Here is a 15,557-nt window from a genome sequence, read left to right as displayed (position 1 = left end):
CAGAACTGTGACCTGTTCATCGTTGAACGGCCTTGACTCCGGTAAACGCCTGGGCGTACTTTCCAATTGTCATATTATATGACGTCGCCACGCCGGGCGCTGCTGCGTATCGATGAGCGTCCATTCCCACGGTAAATACCGCTCAAGGGGTTAGTCTCGATGGATGCCAATATCAGGTCCCTGTTGCCGCGCTGTGCGCTGGCTTGTGGACTTCTCGCCGTGGCCTCGGTGGCCGGCGCGCAAGTCAACGGCGTAGCGCAAAGGCCTTATCTGGGCTGGAGCACCTTCAGCCAGCAGACGATCGACAACGACTTCTTCACCCAGGCCAACGTCATCAAGCAGTCCGACGCCATGGTCTCGTCGGGCCTCGGCGCCCATGGCTACAACTACATCAACATGGATTCCGGCTGGCAAGGCAGTTTCGATGCCAATGGGCGGCCCATTCCGGACACGGTCAAGTTCCCCGACATCAAGGCCTTGATCGACCACATCCACCACAACGGCCAGAAAGCGGGCATCTACTGGATCCCCGGTGTCGAGGAGCCGGCGGTGCTGGCCAACTCGCCGATCCTGGGCACGCCGTACCACATCCAGGACATCCTGGCGGTGCCCTACACCGCCGGCAATGCCTTCGGTACGCCCAATTCGACGTCGCCGTACCACTACAAGATCGACTTCTCCAAGCCAGGCGCCCAGGAATACATGGATTCCGTGGTGGCCCTGTACGCATCCTGGGGCGTGGATTTCATCAAGCTCGATGGTGTATCGCCCGGTTCCTACACTGACGACCTGAGCATCAACAACCTGGCCGACGTGCAGGCCTGGTCCAAGGCGATCGCCAAGAGCGGGCGCCCGATCTGGTTGACGGTTTCATGGGCGCTGGACCAGGACTACCTTGGCACCTGGCAGCAATTCTCCAACGCACGCCGCATCGACGACGACGTGGAATGCGAAGGGCGTTGCGCCACGCTGACCGACTGGCCGCGTATCTATAAACGTTTCAGGGACCTGCCCGCGTGGCAGGACGCAGCGGGCCCCAAGCTGGGCTGGAACGACCTTGACTCACTCGATATCGGCGATGGCGCCCTGGACGGCCTGACCAACGACGAGAAACGTTCGGCCATGACGCTGTGGTCGATCGCCAATGCCCCGATTTACCTCGGTGGCGACCTTACCAAGCTCGATCCTTTTGGCAAGCAGTTGGCGACCAACGATGAAGTACTTGCCGTGAATCAGTCCGGCAAGCCGGCGAAGCAGGTCATCGGTGGCGATCAACAGGTGTGGGTTTCCGACCAGGGCGACGGCAGCTATGTCGTGGCGTTGTTCAACATGAATGCAACGCCGACCATGGCCACCTTGCCGTGGCGCCAGCTCGGGCTTCTTGGTGCGCGACAGATGCGCGACCTGTGGACCCACCGGGAATTGGGGCGATCGGTGGGCGAATACAGCACGCGCCTGGAAGGCCATGGCGTGCAGTTGCTGAAGGTCTGGCCCACCGTGGGCCATGCCCCGCCGGCGCCCTCGGCCAGTTACGAAGCCGAAGCCGCCACGCTGGCAGGTTCCGCAGCCGTATACGGATGCGCCGGCTGTTCGGGCGGTAACAAGGTCGGCGGCCTGGGGCTGGGCGCTGGCAACACGGTGACCTTCAACAATGTCTATGTGCGTCGTACCGGCATCTACCAGATGCAGATCAACTCGATGGTGTTGGGCTTGCGTTCCTACCTGTACAAGGTCGGCGACGGCCGGTTCCAGACCTTCAATTCCGGTGGAGCAAGCTTCCAATTGCCTTCGGCGAGCACCGTGCCGGTATGCCTGAAGGCGGGCTTCAACGCCATTCAATTCGGTAACCCCACCAGCTACCCACCGGACCTTGATCGCATCGTGGTCAGCGGCAATGGCGATACACCGTTGCCAACCACCACTACTTACGAGGCGGAAGCTGCCACGCTGGCCGGCACGGTGACCGCGGGCTTCAGCAACTATGCTTCGGGGCTTTCCAAGGCCGGCAATATCGGCGGCGGCGCAGCGAACACCGTGACCTTCAGCAATGTCACCGTGCCGTCGGCAGGCGTGTACCAACTGGAGATCGACTACTTCACCAGCGGTGTGCGCACCTTGGTGATGACCGTCAACGGCCGCTCGCCGCGTTCGCTGGACCTGGACGGAAGCACGTTCGATGATCCGGTGCCGAAGGTGATCCAGGTAGTCCTGAAAGCTGGGGTGAACACCATCGGGTTCGGCAACGCTACTGGCTATGCGCCGGACCTGGATCGTATCGTGGTGGCGCCGCTGGTCGACTCGCCGTGGTCGTTCGACAATTCAACCCAGACGTGTGGAAGACAGTGAGTCAACGACGCCCGGATATGCACGCCCGTCGCCGGTTCCTGAAAGGGGCCGGCGCCCTCTCGGCCATGTTGCCGCTCATGGGTTTGCCGGTGTTTGCCGCACCCGGACCGGTGCGACGACCGCGAGGCTCCCCTGCCCCCGGTTCCATCGGCAAGACCAGCCTTTGGTACGACTCACCAGCCGTCGAGGCGAATGTGCTTCGCGAGGGCCTGCCCATCGGTAACGGCCGACTGGGCGCCCTGGTGGGCGGGGATCCCGCACGCGATTTTCTCTACCTTACCGACGGCTCGATGTGGCTCGGCGGCCTCAATGACAAACTGGATAAAGAGGGTCAGTTCAACTACACCACGGCGGATTTCGGTGGCCTGACAATGCTGGCGAAGTTGTACGTCGCCGTCGAAGGCCACGAGTTTGCGAACATCACGGACTATCGGCGTGAGCTGGATCTGGCCCAGGGCTACATCCGTATTTCCTACCGCAAGGGAAATGTCCGGTACGTGCGCGAGATCTTCGCCAGCCATCCAGACGATGTGGTGGTGGTGCACCTGTCGCAGAGCGGCGGGGGCAAGCACGGCGGAAGCATTGAACTGCTCGGCACCCACGGGGAGGCCAATCAAGGCGATGGCGCGAATCTGCGTTTTGACGGCAAGCTCGAAAATGGCTTGAAGTACGGGGCTCAGGTGAAGGCCATGGCCTCGTCGGGTACGGTGAGCGCCCATGGCTCGACACTGCGCTTCGATGGTTGCGAAAGCCTGACCGTGATCTTCTGCGGTGGCACCAACTACGCGCCGCACCTGGCTACCGGCTACCGGGACCAGGCACTGGATCCATTGGTCCGATCGCGTGAGAAAGTCGAGGCAGCGGCCAAGGTTTCGGCAGCCGTGCTGTTGCACACCCACATGGCGGACCATCGCGGATTGTTCGACACGATGAGCGTGGACTTCGGCGCATCGAGCGATGAACAGCGCGCCATGGATACGTGGAAGCGCCTGCAGGCGCGCGCGCAAACCAATTCAACCGCCGATCCGGAGCTCGAGGCGAGCTACCTGCAGTTCGGCCGTTATCTCACCATCGCAGGCTCCCGCGACAAACTGCCTACGGGCCTGCAGGGGTTGTGGCTGGGCGATAACGATCCGCCGTGGATGGCCGACTACCACAACGACGTCAACCTGCAAATGAACTACTGGCTGCCGGACCGGGCCGGACTATCCTCATGCTTCGATGCGATGGCGAACTATTGCCTGGACCAGGTCGAATCATGGACGGCGATCACCCACCGCTTCTTCAACGATCCCAGCAACGGGTTTCGCAACAGCTCGGGCAAGCTTGCCGGCTGGACGGTGGCGATCTCCACCAATATCCATGGCGGCAACGGCTGGTGGTGGCATCCGACGGGCAGCGCATGGCTATGCAACAGCCTGTGGCAGCACTATCAATATGTCATGGACCACGACTACCTGGCCCGCGTCTACCCACTGATGAAGGGTGCCTGCGAGTTCTGGGAAGCGCGGTTGCTCACCATCAGCGTGACGGACCCCTCCACGGGATCCAAGCGCGAGGTATTGGTCGACGATGCCGACTGGTCGCCAGAGCAAGGCCCGAAGAACGCCAAGGGCAATACTTACTCGCAGGAACTGGTCTGGGATCTGTTCGAGAATTATCGACAGGCAAGCACCCTGCTCGGCCGCGATGCCGACTACGCCGCGAAAATCGCCCAGATGCAGGCACGGCTATACCTGCCGAGGGTGAGCGACAAGAACGGGTGGCTGGAAGAATGGATGTCACCGGACAACCTTGGCGAGGTCGAGCACCGCCATCTTTCGCCTCTGATCGGCTTCTTCCCCGGCGACCGTCTTCATCCCTCAAGCAGTCCGCCGGCCTTGATCGAGGGCGTGACCAAGCTGCTGCAGGCACGTGGCATGGTCGGCTACGGCTGGGGTTGTGCCTGGCGTGCCATATGCTGGGCACGCCTTAAGAACCCCGAGAAAGCCTACCAGTTGTTGCTGACCAATTTGAGCCCGGCGCATAACCACCACAACGGTACAACGCAGAATTTCTTCGATTTCTACCAGATGACTGCGGATACCGACTGCTTCCAGATCGATGCCAATTACGGTACGCCGACGGCGATGCTGGAAATGCTCTTGTATTCGCGCCCCGGGGTGATCGAGTTGCTGCCCGCCCTGCCCTCGGCATGGGCAGCCGCGGGACGTGTCACGGGAATCGGTGCACGGGGCGGCTTCCGGGTCGACCTGACATGGCGCGATTCGCATGTGAGCAGCGCTACCGTACATAGCATCGGCGGCACAAAAACCACGTTGAAGCACGGGCAGTGGTCAAAGACGATCGTACTGCGGGCGGGCGAGTCGATCACCGTTGCGCCGGAGTCTTGATGCTCCCCAGGCGTTGGCTACTGGGGTTGTCGTTGGCGATGGTTGGTATCGTGCCAGCGACGGCCCAGGTCATCGGTGATCCCTACGTAGCCGCATGGTCGCCGAGCATGAGTGCGGGCGGCCCCAGCTTCCGCGATCAGACCCTGCGCATGGTGGTGCATGCAAGCATTGGCGGCACGTCGCTGCGTCTGCACTTGTCCAATCTTCGCAGCAGTACACCTTTGCTCGTGGGCAAGGTAAGCCTGGCGACGCAGGATCATGGAGCGGTTGAAGTAGCCGATTCGCGGCGTGGAGTGACCGTTGCCCAGGCCTCTACTTTCAACATTCCCGCCGGTGCAGAGGTCGTAAGCGACCCGATTCCGATGAGCGTCGAATCGGGTCAGAACCTGCTGGTCTCTCTCTATCTGCCCCAGGCAACCGAAGCTTCGACCTGGCACTCGGACGCGTTCGATACCACTTACCTGGCCGAATCCGATCATGCGGACGACGTCGACGACACCGCTTACGGCAAGTCAACCACGTCGTGGTATTACTTGTCGGGCCTGGACGTGCGCACCGACGCCCGCGGCGCCGTGGTGGCTTTTGGCGATTCGATCACCGACGGCTATAAGACACCGCAAAGCGCCTACGCACGCTGGCCAGACGACCTGGCCCGCAGGCTCGCCGAAAACCAGCATCCGATGGGCGTGGTCGACGCCGGCATCGGCGGCAACCGAGTGTTGACCGATGTGCCGAATCTCTTCCAGGGCATCAGCGCCATCAAACGATTCCGCCATGACGCACTGGACCAAGCCGGCGCACGCACTGTGATCCTGATGGAAGGAATCAACGACATCGGTAACGAAGCCGGACCCGATAACACACCATTGACCGCCCAAGCGCTGATCGATGGCTATCGGCAACTGATCGCAAAAGCGCACGGTGCCGGGGTCCGCATCGTGGGCGGCACGATGTTGCCGTTCAAAGGGGCCGGCTATTACTCCCCCGCCAGGGAAGCGATCCGCCAGGCCTGCAATCGATGGATACGCCATAGTGGCGCCTTCGACGGCGTGGTCGACTTCGAGCGAGCGGTGCGCGATCCATCCGATCGTCAGGCGCTACGACCGGAATACGACTCGGGTGACCACCTGCATCCGAATGCGGCTGGGATGCAGGCGATGGCGAATGCGGTGGACTTGCGGTTACTGCACTAGGGCCTCGTCTTCGTTGGCGTTTACCAACGCATCCGGAACCCAAGCGTGCCGTTCACCGCATGCGAATAACCGTAGTGCGCTTTCTGCTTACCAGCGGCGTATGCTCTCTGCGGAGTCCTCCGAGAGCTAAGGATGAATCGCCCATGAAACGCGTGCTCGCTTCGATGGTGGTTATTTTAGGGTTGGCCGGTTGCGGAGACGCTCAAGAGCAGGCTGCCAAGGACGCCGGTTACATACTCCGCATGAACGACGTCGTATGCCACGTTGCCGCCACTGAGTTGACGGAAGTGACCATCTGGCTCCGCCGGGCAATCAGCGAGAATCCAAAATTGGCCGAGTTTGTAGCGAAGGGCTCCGCGGAAGCCGATAAGGTTTATTCCCAGCACCGAAAAGAGAGCGATGGCGATCAGCGGGATGCGTCGGAGTGCAAAAAAGTAGTGGATATGGCGCATGCTTGGCACGTTTGACAGGCGGGCATTATTGCCTGACGAATTCCGTCTCGACCAGGATCGTCACTTGGTCTGCTTCCAGGGGGACCCATTGGCCGACGCCGAACTCCGATCGCCTCTTGTCGAATTTCGATGGATGGCTTCATCACTTGGCTCCGAATAGGTTGACCACGACCTTTCCTGCGTTCTTCGCCGAGCCCACGTGTTGGTATGCATCCCCAACGGTGGCCAGGCCAAATGGCGTGGCATCGACCCGCGCTACCAGCTTGCCGGTATCGACCAGGCGTGCGGCTTCGCGAAGGATATGCCCGTGATGCGCCCTACCCTCGCCGGTGAGCAGGGGCAACAGGGTGAACACGCCGGAATAAGTGCCGCCCCGGAATGAAAGTGGCGCCAGCGCGTGCGTGCCCCAGCCCAACGCACTTACGACATGACCGAAGCGAGCGATGGCCTTGAACGACGCATCGAGCACTTCGCCGCCCACGGTATCGACGACCAGGTCGAATCCCCTTCCTCCCGTATGGGTGTCCACATAGGCCTCCACCGATTCCTTGTGGCGATCGATCGGCGTGGCGCCGCGGTCCTTTATCAAGTCGAAATCGGCAGCCGATACCGTGCTGTACACCTGTGCTCCCATGGCGCGGGCAATCTGGATGGACATGTACCCCACGCCGCCGGCGCCACCATGCACAAGCACGCGCATGTCCTTGGCCACCCGCGCGCGATCCACCAGCCCTTCCCAGGCCGTGATGAATGCCAGCGGTATCGACGCTGCTTCGCGCATGTCCAGAGCCGCGGGTTTGTGCGCCAGGAGCGACGCATCCACCACGGCGTACTGCGCCAGGGAGCCTTGAATGCCACCGACGCCGCCGGTCATGCCGAAGACCTCATCGCCCTGGGCAAAGCCGGAAACATCGGCACCCACCGCTTCCACCACGCCAGCCAGGTCGATGCCCAGCACGGCGGGCAAGGAGTGCCTGGCGTGATCGGCCTTGCCCGCGCGGATCTTCAGGTCCAGCGGGTTGATGCCGCTGGCGTGAACCCTCACCAGCACCTCGCCCTTGCCTGGTACTGGGCGCGGTATCTCTTCCAGCACGAACGGTCCTTCGACGGTCTCGACGACCGCTGCCTGCATGGTGGGGTAATGGTTGCTCACGATGGGTACCTGATGGGAGATGTATTACGCTGGGTTTGCGTGGGCGTTCATGGCGTCCATCACACGCGCGGAGTAGACCATCGCCGCTCCGGCGTTCAGGGCCACGGCCACACCGAGAGCTTCGGCCACTTCCTCACGCGTTGCCCCGTGTTTCAAGGCTTCGCCAGTATGCACGGTGATACAGCCATCGCAGCGAGTGGTTACCGACACGGCCAATGCAATCAGTTCCCGCGTTTTCGCATCGAGATGGCCCGTCTTCGAGCCCGCCTTCGAAAGCGTCTGGTAGCCAGCCAGCGTATCCGGGGTCAGCTTGCCCAATTCGCCGATGCGTGTGCCCAGTTCTTTTCGGTATTGCAGCCAATCCAACATGGGAATGTCCTTCGATCAGGATTTTGCCGAGCCAGCGCCCGCTGGACCGTGGTGCAAAGTGTTGCGCACGATCATGAGTCGATGAATACTTGCAAGTCTCGATGTTTAGCGAGATCGTCTCATGGATGCGCTTAGCCGCGTACTTGAACTGTCCGACGTGAAAGGCGCGCCCGATCTTCGCTGCCTGCTTTCAGGTCAATTCGCCATCCATCACGATCCGGTGCCAGCAGGCGAAGCGCCGTACCACCTGGTGCTGTCGGGGCGCGCGCAGGTGCAGGTCCCGGATGGCACCGTCGTGCAACTGCAGGAAGGCGACTTGCTCTTGCTGCCTCGTGGCAGCGCCCACGTCATGCGCAACGCTCAAGGCGCCTGCAAAGGTGCCGGCGCGATGACCATGGATGATTCCGACGCCTTACCCGTCCGCAGCAACACGGGCGGCGACATTGAACTGGACCTGCTCTGCGGCCGGTTCACCTATGCCCCGGGATCCGCCGATATGGTGATGGCGGCGCTGCCCGACGTTCTGCACGTGTCCCTGGCCGACCATGGCGGCATGGACATCGTGCGCGCCCTGGTGGCGATGCTGCGCACGGAAGTCGCCGCGATGGCACCGGGCGCGGCAGCGGTGGTCACTGCGCTCAGCCAGGCGTTGTTCGTCCTGGCCGTGCGTGCCTATACACAAAGAGCCGATGTGCCGGCATCCCTGCTGCTGTTGCTGGCCGATGCGCGCCTGGGTTCCGCGGTGCTGGCGATGTTGCGCCATCCCGAGCAGGCCTGGACCGTCGAATCGCTTGCAGAAAGCGCGGCCATGTCCCGGGCGAGCTTTGCGCGCCATTTCGCCGCGAAAGGAAATTCCTCTCCATGGGAATTGCTCACCATCTTGCGCATGCGCATGGCCAGCAACCTGCTTCTCCATGGGAAGTTACCGGTTGGCGAAGTGGCCGAACGCGTCGGCTACCGGTCGGAAGCGGCGTTCGGCAAGGTGTTCGCCAGGCAAATGGGCCAGACGCCCGCCGCTTATCGCCGAGCACACGGCCAAGCTATTTAGCGCATCTCGCTTTCGGATTCAGATGATGCAGCCTCCACGCCCGGACAGGACGCGGCGGCATGTTCATCGGCGGCTACGTCAGCGACCATCTGTGTCGTCACGAAGTGATCCACTAGCTTGTACAGCCGTCCGCCGCTTCCCAAGCCGGAAGGAAGAAGAAGTCGCGCCAGGAAGCTCGACGTTGGCGAGTGCAGCAGATAGCTCCGTTCACCTCCGAATGCATCCTGCAATGCGGGGTCCTACGCAGAACCAAGGAACGCAAACGGGGCGATAAGGGCCCCGGCGCTTACCCCGGTCACCAACTGGAAGTCCGGCCGCTGATGCGCTTGCGTCAGGCCGGCAAGGGCGCCGGCTCCAAACGCACCACCGGATCCACCGCCCGACAGGGCGAGGATATTCACCGGCTCGCCGTGAGCGGCTCGATGTAGTCCTTCGATAATGGGCGGCGAAATGGTGAAGAAGCGATACCGGTCCGTCGTAACGATACGTATCCCGGCATCAAAGCCGATGGGCACGGCATTTACGCATAGGGCGTTCCCCGAACTTGCAAGGCTATCGTCCGATTACACTGTCGATCTCTGTCTTCATGATGCCGTACTTTGCCATGCGGGAGCGGTGATCGGCCGAGCCAAGATACTCGGAAAGTTTCCTGTTCACATCATGCAAAAGTCGGTCATTGCCAATTCTAAAAGAAAAGGCACCCACGGGCGTGCTGCTGTTCTCGCCTATTTCGTGTGCCACGGCTTCAAGTTCTGCATGGGTATCTGCAATGACACGGTTCCCGACCGCCGTGGCTGCGAATGCGTCGACCTTTCCCGCCAGCAAGGCAGCGACCGCCTCCGGCTGGTCCTTGAACATGACGACCTGACCGTCGCTCACACCCGCCGACTTTGCAGAGCCCAGCTGTATCTGGCCAGGAATAATCCCCAGCCGGGCGTCGCTCCTGGCCGCCACGGCTTCGTAGCTCGTAAGCGCTTTCGGGTTGCCCTGGTGAACTACAAAGCCATCGCCCAATGACCAGACTGGCACGCTAAATGCCACGTGTTTGGCCCGCTCAGCCGTCGCGAAAATGGGCACATTCATGTCCCAACGGCCTTCCTGGACACCAGGCAAAAGCTCTTCAAACGAGGCCAAGTGGTGCTCGATGGTCGACACGCCCATCGCTCGAAGCACCACCTCTGCCAATTCGATGTCTGCGCCCGTCGCAGCACGGTCCTTGCCGGTCCAGTAGAAAGGCGGCTCTTCTATATATGCAATTCTTACCTTCATCGCTCTACTCCGCTTTTTTCAACGATCGTAGCGGCCACACGACGACCATAACAGTTACAATTTACTGAAAATCGACCATCACAGTTTCGTCGACGAGCTACTGCACCTCCATGGACACGCACACTCCCTACCGTTACAAGCAATTGTCCGACCTCATCGTCGGCATGATCGCCAAGCGTGCTATCGCGCTTGCTCGATACAAAACCCGTGGCAGCCTGCGTACTGTCATCGAATTTCAATAACCCACTTGGGTCGGCCATGGCCGAAATCGACAAAAAGCTGCTGCTGAAGCTACTCAAACGGCATGATGTACCGCTCATCGAAGACGATGTCTATGGCGACATCTACTTCAGTAGTGATCGGCCGAAACCGTTCATTGCGCTCGATGGAGGGGAAAACACGATCTACTGCAGCTCGTTCTCGAAAAGCTTGGCTCCCGGTTACCGGATAGGCTGGATCGTGGCAGGCCTTCATGCACAGAAAGTGTTGGAACATAAGCTCGCCTTCAGCCTTTGCAGCCCTTCCCTGCCCCAGGTGGCGCTGGCGGAATTCCTGGCCAGCGGCGCCTATGACACGCACTTGCGCCGCATCCTCGATGAGAACCTCGCACGCATGACTCATGCGATAGAGGCAAGCTTTCCTGGCGATACAAAAGTGAGTCGCCCATCGGGCGGATTCGTGCTCTGGCTCGAACTGCCGAAGCGGTTCGATTCTCGCGCACTCTTCGACGAAGCACTCAAACAAGGCATTTGTTTTGCCCCCGGCGATGTGTTCTCCGCAAGCAGGCGCTTCCGCAACTGCCTGCGCCTGAGCGCCGCCTATGAATGGAATGGCCGGATCGAAGATGGCATCCGGCGTTTGGGGCGACTTGCCAACACGCTGCTTGCATAGGCTTGCCCGCGTCGGCTAGGCGATCATGTCCCCGAAATGTTAGTGAATCTCCAGCACGACGATCGATTTGGGAGATAGATCAGCCGCAATGACGTCATCTTTAAGCACCGCATGGTCGAACGGCACCGGCTCGACCTCATGGGGGCGGCTGAAGGTGTTGACCGAAGTGATGGCCGGTGCCGTCAGCATTTTGCCTTGCAGGTTCGCGCCGTGGGGGCCAACCAGGTGGATATGCACTGTCGTTGCGTGATGCGGGTCGAGGTTCACCAATGCCACGTGCAGCACGCCAGCGACATCCCGCCCGGCAGCGGCGTGGATGCCCGGTACCTTGGCGTTGCCATAGTGATATGGCGGTGCTTCGACTTCAATCGGCAGGTTTGTAGCGCCCTGGAACACCTTGTACATATCGAATACGTAGTACGTGGGCGTCAGCACCATCTTGGACTTATCGGTAAGGATCATCGCCTGCAGCACATTCACCATCTGCGCGATGTTGGCCATGCGCACGCGATCCGCATGGGTCTGGAAGATGTCCAGGGTGATGGCCGCCGATAGCGCATCGCGCAGGCTGTTCTGCTGGTATAGCACCGCATCCCCCGCGTCGGGATCCTGGTCCGTCCAGTTTCCCCACTCGTCCACGTCCAGCGCCACGCGCTTCTTCGGGTCGTATTTGTCCATCACCTGGCTATGCCGGGTGATGAGGTCATCCATGCCCAGCGCGCCCTGCAAGGTGGATATCCACTGGTCCTCGCCGAATTGCGTGGCCGAGCCTTTGTGTTTCCAGTCGCCGGTGGGGATGCTGTAGTTGTGCAGGCTTATGGCATCGATCTGACTGCCTGCTGCTGCCATCAAGGTATCGGTCCAGTGCACGTCACCGGCATTCGCGCCACTGGCGATGCGCGTGATCGGCGCATTCGGCGGTGCATGCACGAACGTGGCGTACTGACTATAAACGTCCGCATAGAACTGCGGCCGCATCGAGCCACCACAGCCCCACATTTCGTTGCCGATGCCGACATAATCGAGCTTCCAAGGCTTGTCGCGCCCGTTCGCGCGGCGCTGCTGTGCCAGGCTGGAATGGCCGTCCGCGGTGATGTACTCGATCCACTGGCTCATGTCGCGCGGCGATCCCGTGCCGACGTTGATGCTGACGTAAGTCTTTGCGCCGATCAGCTCGGCGAAATCCATGAATTCATGCGTGCCGAACTGATTGTCGTCTTCGCCGCCCCAGGAACCGTTCATGCGCACAGGGCGTTGATTGCGAGGACCTATGCCATCGCGCCAATCGTATTGATCGGCAAAGCAGCCGCCGGGCCAGCGGATGACCGGCACCTTGATCGCCTTCAGTGCCTCCACGACGTCCTTGCGGTACCCCTTGATGTTGGGAATGGACGAATGCTCTCCGACCCAGATACCACCGTATATGCCGTGTCCGAGCTGCTCGGCGAACTGGCCGTAGATCTCCGGGTGGATCACCGCTCCCGGACGATCGGCATGAACCGTGATGTCGACAGCGGGACTACCGTGTACGCAGGTTGCCGATGCCGCCATCAGCAAAGCGATGGCCCTTCTGATCCGCGCCCGAACGCTCGCCTTCATGAAGCCCCCTTGCATGCCTGTTTCCCCTGATCCTCAAGTATGCAGGAGAAGCCGCATGTCGGGGCGCTCAGCCCGTCGGCATCTTCTCGAACTTCACGATCGCCGGATCCAGATGGTCCCAGGCGCAGCCGCCGGTGTAGGACTGGCTCATGGCGTTTTCCCTGAGGCTGGAATTGCATCCGCTTCGGTCACGATGTTATCCAGGTTGCGGACCACCTTCTTCCAGCCTTCGCTCATGTTTCGATAGGCGGAGTCGTTCTTCGGCAACACAAAACCCGAATGCGTCAGGCGCAGACGCGTACCCTGATCCACCCGGGTTAGCGTCCACGTCACCACGGTATCCAGCGGCGCGCCGTAGCCATCGTTGTTCTTGTGACCGCCCAGCCAGCCGTAGACGAACCGCTCGCAGGGCAGCACTTCCAGCACCTGGCAATGGATGACGCCATCCCACTCCCCTGCCGGCGTTGTCTGGAAGGTGAAGCGGTTGCCGACCACGGGCTCGAATCCCGTAGGCGCCATCAACCAGCGGCCAATCAGATCGCCCGTGGTCAGCGCCTTCCAGATCGCCTCCGGTGCATGCGGAAAGACTTCGTCGACCACGATGGCCTGGGTGTCGGACTGCAGCGCAAGATTGTTCATGGGTCGATGTCCTTCAGAAGCGTGCGGAGGTTGGCGAAGCGCTCGCGCCAGAAGACGCCGTAGTGGCTCATCCAGTCGACCAGCGGCGTAAGGCCGTCTGGTTGCGCGCGGTAATAGACGTTGCGTCCCTCAGGACGCTCAACCACCAGCCCCGCCTGCTTGAGTGATTTCAGGTGCTGGGAAATCGCGCCCTGCGTCACGCCGCTCCCGCGGGTGAGCTCGGCAACGGAGATCTCATCGGCCCCGACTACCCGCTCGAACACGGCGCGCCGGGTCGGGTCGGCCAGGGCGCGCATGACAGTGGTGATGGCGGCGGCTTCGGTCATGGGTAGACACATTAGTGTCCGCTTATTGATTAGTCAATACTAATCTTTAGTGCTGGCTCAACTCGCCGCCTTCTTCACCAGCGCGCCGATTCGGGCCTGCTCGGCCGCGCCCATCTGTCTGAGGGCGAAGGCGGTCGGCCACATCCGGCCATCGTCGAGGTTCGCCTTGTCGCTGAAGCCAAGCGTCGCGTACCTCGCCTTGAATTTCTGCGCGCTTTGGAAAAAGCACAGGACATGGCCGTCCTTTTCATACGCCGGCATGCCGTACCAGGTTCTGGGCGAGAGGTTCGGTGCGTTGGCTTTGATGATGGCGTGGATCCGCTCGGCCATGCCCCGATCGGGTTCTGGCATCTCGGCGATCTTCGCGAGTACGTCCTTCTCTCCGTCGGCCTTGCTTGCACGCGACCCTCGGCGCGCGGCCGTCTTCAGTTCTTCGGCGCGTTCCGCCATCGCGACTCGCTCTTCAGCGGTGAATCCTTTGGACTTCTTTCCGCTAGCAGCGACGCTCGCGGATGACTTCCGCGGGCTGCTCTTTGTAGATGTCATGGTATCAATCCTCAGTAAATTCATTAGATTGTTGATCTAACTTCAAGTGCATTCGCCGCCCTACTCGCCCATGCCCAGTCAACGCACGGCCCTTGGCCTGTCCCGGCTGTATGAGGCGATCGTCGCTTTGATCCTTTAGCGAGGCATCGAATCGGGCTCCGATGCTCTCAATAAATTGCGCAAAATCGGCAAATCCACTGACTCGTCGTGCATGACCAATTCGCCTGCTTAAAAGACAAATCCAGGCCTTTCAGATACATCGCCCAAAGTGACGAAAAGCGCAAGAACTTGCGCTCAATCTCCTCTTGCCGCCGCAGGAATCAGCCGCTATTTTTTACGAGGGCGTGCTCGCTTAGATGGGTCACAGGGGGCCATCGGCGCTCGCTCTGAAGGGGACAATGGAATGACTCTTACGGCCGTGCCTTCGGGCCGCTGCCGGTCATGGGGCCGACTGCGCGGTGCACGTGCGCATGTCAACGTGCGTCATCGCAAACCCCAGCGCCGCTCTTTCCTCGGGTTCTGTACGTTGCTGGCATTGATTGCCGGCACGGCAAAGGCTGCCAATACCACCAACACCTATGACTGCCTGATCGAGCCCACCCAGATGGTCGAACTGGGTGCGCCGGTGAGCGGACTGATCGACCGGGTGCTGGTGGCGCGCGGCGATCGCGTGACACGCAACCAGGTGCTTGCCACCCTGGAGTCGCATGCGGAACAGGCCGCAGCGGATCTTGCGCGCTACAAATCGCAGCTTGCCGGGCCCACGCAGCTGGCGCAGACAAAGATCGAGTTTTCCCAGCGCAAGTTCAGCCGTCGCAGCGATATGGCGGCGGAAAAACTGATGTCCCGGCAGGACAGCGACGATGCCGAAGCCGAACTGAAACAGGCCCAGGCGGAGCTTGTGACCGCCAAGGAAAACCGCGAGGTGGCGCACCTGGAATACGTTCAGCAAAGCAGCCAGCTCGCCCTGCGGACCATTCGCAGCCCCTTCGATGGCGTGGTGGTTGACCAGATGATGTGGCCAGGCGAGATCTTCGAACCTGGCGCCACCAAGCACGCGGTGCTCAAGCTCGCACAGCTCAATCCGCTTCGCGTGCGCGTGGTGATGCCCATGCGTGCCTTTGGCGAACCCGTGCCCGGCACGCAGGCCAGCATCGCGCCTGAAATTCCCGCGGGCAAGAACTACAGCGCGATCGTTGCCAGCGTCGACCGCATCGTCGATGCGGCCAGCGGCACCTTCGTGCTGTTCATGGATCTGCCCAATCCCAAGCTCGACATTCCATCGGGCGTGAAGTGCAAGGCAACGCTGGGCAAGTAGCACCAGATTTCCACG

15 protein-coding genes are annotated in these 15,557 nt (G+C 61.1%); 7 read left to right on the top strand and 8 right to left on the bottom strand.

Annotated features, from left to right (window positions below; genetic code table 11):
* The first annotated feature begins 159 nt into the window (after window positions 1–159).
* The 4 genes from NDK18_RS00220 (at window position 160) to NDK18_RS00205 (ending at window position 6,399) form a co-directional block, all read left to right on the top strand.
* On the top strand, window positions 160–2,346 hold the full coding sequence (locus NDK18_RS00220) for an alpha-galactosidase D (RefSeq protein ID WP_250626726.1): 2,187 nt from the start codon (window positions 160–162) through the stop codon (window positions 2,344–2,346).
* 17 nt (window positions 2,347–2,363) lie between these two features.
* On the top strand, window positions 2,364–4,739 hold the full coding sequence (locus NDK18_RS00215; protein WP_250626725.1) for a glycosyl hydrolase family 95 catalytic domain-containing protein: 2,376 nt from the start codon (window positions 2,364–2,366) through the stop codon (window positions 4,737–4,739).
* A complete protein-coding gene (locus NDK18_RS00210; protein ID WP_250626724.1) occupies window positions 4,739–5,932 on the top strand; it encodes an SGNH/GDSL hydrolase family protein in 1,194 nt (397 codons plus the stop codon). Before NDK18_RS00215 ends, NDK18_RS00210 begins: the two co-directional genes overlap by 1 nt.
* Before the next feature lie 143 nt (window positions 5,933–6,075).
* Complete coding sequence (locus tag NDK18_RS00205; protein WP_250623088.1) at window positions 6,076–6,399, top strand: hypothetical protein; 324 nt, start codon at window positions 6,076–6,078, stop codon at window positions 6,397–6,399.
* A 127-nt stretch (window positions 6,400–6,526) separates the two neighbouring features.
* On the opposite strand, the gene NDK18_RS00200 is transcribed toward NDK18_RS00205, so the two are convergent.
* Together NDK18_RS00200 and NDK18_RS00195 are read right to left on the bottom strand one after the other, a co-directional pair.
* Window positions 6,527–7,537 carry a zinc-dependent alcohol dehydrogenase family protein gene (locus NDK18_RS00200; protein WP_250626723.1) on the bottom strand — a complete coding sequence of 337 codons (1,011 nt, stop codon included), beginning with the start codon at window positions 7,535–7,537 and terminating at the stop codon, window positions 6,527–6,529.
* 24 nt (window positions 7,538–7,561) lie between these two features.
* A complete protein-coding gene (locus tag NDK18_RS00195; RefSeq protein ID WP_250626722.1) occupies window positions 7,562–7,906 on the bottom strand; it encodes a carboxymuconolactone decarboxylase family protein in 345 nt (114 codons plus the stop codon).
* A gap of 121 nt (window positions 7,907–8,027) precedes the next feature.
* Between NDK18_RS00195 and NDK18_RS00190 the strand changes: the two genes are divergently transcribed.
* Window positions 8,028–8,954 (top strand): cupin domain-containing protein, encoded by a 927-nt coding sequence (locus tag NDK18_RS00190; protein WP_250623090.1) that lies wholly within the window; start codon window positions 8,028–8,030, stop codon window positions 8,952–8,954.
* A 239-nt stretch (window positions 8,955–9,193) separates the two neighbouring features.
* Here NDK18_RS00190 and NDK18_RS19450 read toward each other — a convergent pair whose 3' ends face one another.
* Window positions 9,194–9,355: a patatin-like phospholipase family protein gene (locus tag NDK18_RS19450; protein ID WP_425600632.1), complete on the bottom strand. Its 162-nt coding sequence runs from the start codon at window positions 9,353–9,355 to the stop codon at window positions 9,194–9,196.
* 151 nt (window positions 9,356–9,506) lie between these two features.
* Window positions 9,507–10,223, bottom strand: a complete 717-nt coding sequence (locus tag NDK18_RS00185) for a transporter substrate-binding domain-containing protein (protein WP_250626721.1) — start codon at window positions 10,221–10,223, stop codon at window positions 9,507–9,509.
* A gap of 177 nt (window positions 10,224–10,400) precedes the next feature.
* Between NDK18_RS00185 and NDK18_RS00180 the strand changes: the two genes are divergently transcribed.
* Complete coding sequence (locus NDK18_RS00180; RefSeq protein WP_345777062.1) at window positions 10,401–11,114, top strand: aminotransferase-like domain-containing protein; 714 nt, start codon at window positions 10,401–10,403, stop codon at window positions 11,112–11,114.
* A gap of 39 nt (window positions 11,115–11,153) precedes the next feature.
* On the opposite strand, the gene NDK18_RS00175 is transcribed toward NDK18_RS00180, so the two are convergent.
* The 4 genes from NDK18_RS00175 to NDK18_RS00160 all read right to left on the bottom strand — a co-directional run bounded on the left by NDK18_RS00175 (window position 11,154) and on the right by NDK18_RS00160 (window position 14,128).
* A complete protein-coding gene (locus NDK18_RS00175; RefSeq protein WP_250626719.1) occupies window positions 11,154–12,713 on the bottom strand; it encodes an alpha-N-arabinofuranosidase in 1,560 nt (519 codons plus the stop codon).
* Window positions 12,714–12,860: 147 nt separating this feature from the next.
* The gene (locus NDK18_RS00170; protein ID WP_250623095.1) at window positions 12,861–13,352 is read right to left on the bottom strand and encodes an SRPBCC family protein; all 492 of its coding nucleotides are present in this window, start codon (window positions 13,350–13,352) and stop codon (window positions 12,861–12,863) included.
* Window positions 13,349–13,678, bottom strand: coding sequence for an ArsR/SmtB family transcription factor (locus tag NDK18_RS00165; protein ID WP_250626718.1), 330 nt, complete (start codon window positions 13,676–13,678; stop codon window positions 13,349–13,351). Before NDK18_RS00165 ends, NDK18_RS00170 begins: the two co-directional genes overlap by 4 nt.
* A gap of 57 nt (window positions 13,679–13,735) precedes the next feature.
* Window positions 13,736–14,128: an iron chaperone gene (locus NDK18_RS00160; RefSeq protein WP_250623097.1), complete on the bottom strand. Its 393-nt coding sequence runs from the start codon at window positions 14,126–14,128 to the stop codon at window positions 13,736–13,738.
* 499 nt (window positions 14,129–14,627) lie between these two features.
* Here NDK18_RS00160 and NDK18_RS00155 point away from each other — a divergent pair, with 499 nt between their 5' ends.
* Complete coding sequence (locus tag NDK18_RS00155) at window positions 14,628–15,542, top strand: efflux RND transporter periplasmic adaptor subunit (RefSeq protein ID WP_250626717.1); 915 nt, start codon at window positions 14,628–14,630, stop codon at window positions 15,540–15,542.
* The last annotated feature ends 15 nt before the right edge of the window (window positions 15,543–15,557 follow it).

Origin of the sequence: Pinirhizobacter soli, from assembly GCF_015905305.1 — a bacterium.
In the GTDB taxonomy this organism is placed as follows: domain Bacteria; phylum Pseudomonadota; class Gammaproteobacteria; order Xanthomonadales; family Rhodanobacteraceae; genus Pinirhizobacter; species Pinirhizobacter soli.
Note: the sequence above shows the minus strand (reverse complement) of the source record. Positions and strands in the feature narration are given on the sequence as shown.